1 protein-coding gene and 1 pseudogene are annotated in these 4,775 nt (G+C 71.1%); both read right to left on the reverse strand.

Going from position 1 to position 4,775, the window contains the following annotated elements:
• A partial coding sequence (thrC, locus tag Q0C81_RS15505) for a threonine synthase (RefSeq protein ID WP_291839909.1) occupies positions 1-1,050 on the reverse strand: 1,050 nt, incomplete at its 3' end.
• Positions 1,051-1,111: 61 nt separating this feature from the next.
• Positions 1,112-4,775 (reverse strand): annotated as a pseudogene (locus tag Q0C81_RS15510) (hypothetical protein); the annotation flags it as partial.

Here is a 4,775-nt window from a genome sequence, read left to right on the forward strand (position 1 = left end):
CGCCAGCACGTCGTCCGGCAGGGTCACCCGTCCCTGCTTTGCGAAGTCCTCGAACAGGCCGCGCGTCAGGTCGGCGTCGCGGCCCGTGGCCTCGAACAGCAGCCGCTCGAAATTGGACGGCGCCTGCACGTCCATGCTGACGCTGGCGGTCGGCTCGGCCTGGGTTCGCTCGTAGACGCCCGTGTTCAGCGCTCGCACCAGGGCATCGTTGCGGTTTGTCGCCGCCACCAGGGCGCCGATCGGCAGGCCGCACTGACGCGCCACCCAGCCGGCGAAGGCGTCACCGAAATTCCCCGTCGGCACGACATAGGTCGCCGGCTGCGCCAGCCGCGACGCGGCCGCGGCGTAATAGGGCGCCTGTCCTGACAGTCTGGCCCAGTTGATTGAATTGACCGAGCTGACGCGCCGGCCGGCCTTCAGCGCCTGCACGCCCAGCAGGGCCTTCACCAGCCGCTGGCAGTCGTCAAAATCGCCGCGCACCGCCAGGTTCAGCACATTGGATGCCCCGGTCGTCGTCATCTGCAGCCGCTGCATCGGCGACACCCGGCCCAGCGGATGCAGGACCACCAGATCGATCCGGTCCGCGCCGGCGAAGGCGTTGACCGCCGCCGCGCCCGTGTCTCCGCTGGTCGCGGTCAGGAGCAGCAGCCGCTCGCCGGACGCCGCCAGCAGGCTCTCGGCCATTCCGGCCACCAGCTGCATGGCCAGGTCCTTGAACGCCGCCGTCGGCCCGTGGAACAGCTCCAGCACATGCAGGCCGGGCTCCAGCTCGACCAGCGGGACCACATCCGGATGCAGGAAGCGGTCCTGCACCCGTCGCGCGGCCGCCGCCAGCGCGCCCTCGGGCAAGGCCTCGCCGACAAAGGGGGTCAGCAGGCGGGTCGCGATCGTCGCATAGTCCGCCCCGCCCGCCGTCAGCTCCGCCAGATCCAGGCTCGGCCAGCGCGACGGCGCGAACAGGCCGCCGTCGGGCGCGATGCCGTTGATCACCGTGCCGGCGAAATCGGTCAGGGGCGAGCGGCCGCGGGTGCTGACGTAGGACAGGGACATGATCCCTTCGTCGGCAACTCCGGCGCGCCCGTCAATGACGGACGGGCGCGCCGGCGACGCTTTAGAACTTCAGGCGCACATTCACGCCCGCAGTGTGGCTTTCGATCTTGTCGCCGAACTCGCCGACATAGTTCAGGCGCAGCGACAGGCCGTCGTCGTTTCCGAACCGGACGTCGGCCCCGACCCGCCACGCCTGCTCGTCGATCGGCGTGGTGATGAAGGCCGGCGCCGCATCCGGATTGGAGCCCAGCAGACGCATCGGAGCCACGAGTTCGTCTTCCGAATGGAAGACCCGGCCCACGGTGAGGACGGCCGAAGCGCTGGACGACTGCCCGTAGTCCGAACGGAAGCCGAAGGCGACCTCGGGGTTCAGGGCGCCGATCACCTCGGTGTCCGCGAAGCCCTGGACGCCCAGGCCGGCCATGCCCTCTTCGACGAAGCCGTCGCGGTACAGGGCCGTCACCGATCCCCGCAGGGCCGGGCGGGCATAGAAGGCGCCGGCGCCGAAGATGTGCGCCACCTCGGCGTCCATCCGCAGATAGCCGGTGTCGTTGTTCGACTCGCCCTTCAGCGGCTGGAAGACGTTGCTCAGGCGCGTCGTCTCGACGGCCTGCCAGCCGGCGCTGATCGACACGCCCATCTGGCCGCCGTCCGGCGCGGTCTGGCGCAGGCCGAGGCCGCCGTGGAAGCCGTCGCCCTCGAACACGGCCCGGCCGTTGTCCACGAAATTGTGGCCCAGGTCGTCGTAGCCCAGGGCTCCGCCCACCACCCAGCCCTGCCCGATCGGCTGTTCGAAGCCGGTGCGGAAGCGGGCGGCGGCGTCGGCGGTGATGCCGAAGAACTCGCTGTCGCCCTCGCGTTCGAACTCGCTCGTTTCGATCTGCGCCCAGACGCACCGGTCGCTCGCCGGGGCGATGTCCGAACCGCAGTTGAAGATCTGGTCGGAGAAATCACGCGAAGCGCTGAACTGCGTCACTGTCGGAGCCAGCAGAGGTTCCGGGTTCAACTCGTTGAAGATGTAGCGGTAAGCATCCTCGTCGCCGGCCTGGAGATTGCCGATCAGGGCCATCAGCTGGCCGATGCCCGACGACCCGCCGGCGGCGATGGCCGAGTCCATGTGGTAGCCGAGGGCCCGCCCGTTCCGGTTCAGGAAGTCCTGGCCGAAATGGGTGTTGAACGCGAGGTGCACGCCGTCGGCGTCCGCCTCGATCCGGTAGTCCATCGCCAGCGTGTCCTCGATCTCCAGGCCGTGATCGACGCCCACGCCGCCGGTGGCGAACAGGGTGACGCGGTTGGAGTTCTCCAGCCAGGTCAGGACCACCTCGCCCGTGCCGTCGACGGTGGCGTCGCCGGTCGCGTTGACCCGGTCCGAGGCATAGGGGCCGTAGGCCACGTCGAAGACCAGATGGCCGGTTCCCGTCTGGACGTAGTCACCGTCCAGCGCGACCGTGTTGATGACCCGCGCTCCGTAATAGAGGTTGGTCGACGGATCGCCCTCGGCGTCCAGATCGCCGAACGTCGCCCCGCCGGCCAGGTCGATCGGGGTCCGCGAGGCGCTGAGCCCCATCACGAAGTCGCCGGCGTTGGTGAACACGCCGCTGCTGCCCGGACCGTCCTGCAGGTCGATGGTGTTGAAGGCCAGGAAGGTCCCGCCCGCGCCATTCAGCACCGCGTTGGTCCCCGACCCCAGGTCGATGTTGCCGAAGATCGCGCCGGTGTTCTCGACCCGATCATCGCCCGCGCCCGTGTCGATCGCCAGGCCCGAGACAGCCGAGACCGAGCCCGAGGTGCGGATCAGGTTGGACGCGCCGCCCGACAGGCGGACGCCGACCCCGGCGCCCGCGCCGCCCCGGACCATGTTGTCCGATAGGACGGTGATGTTCCCCGCCCCCGTGCCGCCCAGGCTCTGGGCGAAGACGCCGATCGAATCCTCGCCCGGAGCGAAGACCACGCCCGAGACGTCGAGGTTGATCGCGCCGCCCGCGCCCGCGCCGCCGGCCGTGCCGGCGAAGACGCCGTCGATCCAGCCGCCGCCGCCGCCCAGGCTCTGGGCGATGACGCCATAGGCTCCATCGCCCATGACCACGATATTGCCGGTGTGGTTCAGGCCGATGACGCCGCCGTTGCCGCTGTTGGCGACGTTCAGGTTCACCGTGGCGTTGTCGAAGGAGCCGAACACCGCGCCGCCGCCGCCGCCGATGGACTGCAGCAGCATGCCGTGCGAGCCGGCGCCGGTGGTCTGCAGGTCCCCGCTGTGGATCAGATCGATGGAGCCGCCGTTGCCGGTCGCGCCCAGGGTTCCGCCCAGATTGACGATCGGCGCGTTGACGCCGCTCATCAGGGTGACGCCGCCGCCCGCTCCGATCGACTGCACGACCAGCAGGGGCGAATGATCGCCCAGGCTGATGCCCCCGCCGCTGAAGTTCGAGTTGATCGCGCCGCCGTCGTTTCCGAGGCCGCCCGAAGCGCCCAGGCTTACGGTGACGACCGTATCGCCCAGCGCGGCCAGCGGATCGAGGATCACCGGCTGGACCATCGGGCTCAGGACGTCGTCCTTGTCCGTCAGGCTCGGTTGGACCTGCGGTCCGCCCGCCACGACGACGGGGCTGACCTTGGACGAGACGCCGGGCTGGGTCGCCGGGACCGGGCCGCTGTTCTTGGTCGACAGGGCCGGCATCACTTCCGGCGCCGGAGCGGCCGGAAGCGCCGGGGCCCCGTTGGCCGAGCCCGCGCCGCTGACGACCACGGTGGCGAAGCCGCCGCCGCCGCCGATCGACTGCAGGATGACCCCCGCCGACAGGTCGCCCGAGGTGCCGATCCGGCCGACCTGGGTGCGGTTGATGGCGCCGCCGTCCGAGGTCTGGCTGTTGACCGCGCCGAGGGTGACGGAAACGTCGCCCAGCAGGGTCCCCGCCGGAGCGGTCAGATCCATGACGCCGCGCCCGCCGCCGCCGCCGATGCTCTGGAACAGGGCGCCCGGGGCGCCCTCGCCCACGGTGGTCAGGCTGCCCGAGTGGCCGCCCAGGATGTCGCCGCCCCTGTTGTCGACGCCGTCGATGCCGCCCAGGTCGATCTGGAACGCCAAGGGGGCCGCCGGCAGGATCACGGTCGGATCGTTCAACGCGGCCAGGGTGGCCGACAGATTGACCGTGCCGCCGCCGCCGCCGACCGACTGCATGAAGGCGCCCACGCCGTGATCGCCGCCGACGCCGAAGGCGCCGCTGGTGTTCACGGTGACCGAACCGGCATTCATGCCGCTGGCCCCGTCGGCGCCCGCGCGGGCCGCCACCAGGGGGTCCGCCGGGGGCGGCGGCGTGCCGGATCCGACGAAGGGTACGCCCGGCAGGCCGGTGACGCCCGAGAAGTCGAGCGCCAGGGTGCCGCCGCCGCCGTTGATGCTCTCGGCGTTGATGGCCATGGAGCCGGCGCCCAGCACGGTGATATCGCCGCTGTGGTTGACGGTGACCGAACCGCCGATCCCGCCCGCGCCGCCGCCGAAGACGCCGCCGATCAGGGCCGACAGGGCGTTGCCGATGACCAGGCTGCCCGGCTCGGCCGTCAGCGAGAAGCCGAGGTTGGCGTTGCCGCCGCCCCCGCCGATCGACTGGGCCTGGATGCCGAGGCGCCGATGATCAGGTTGCCGGCGATGGCCATGCCGCCGTTGCCGCCCCCGCCGCCCAGCGACTGGGCGAAGATGCCGTGGGCGCCGTCGCCGGCCGTGTCGA

The sequence above is a fragment of the Brevundimonas sp. genome (assembly GCF_023259385.1).
Lineage (GTDB): Bacteria > Pseudomonadota > Alphaproteobacteria > Caulobacterales > Caulobacteraceae > Brevundimonas.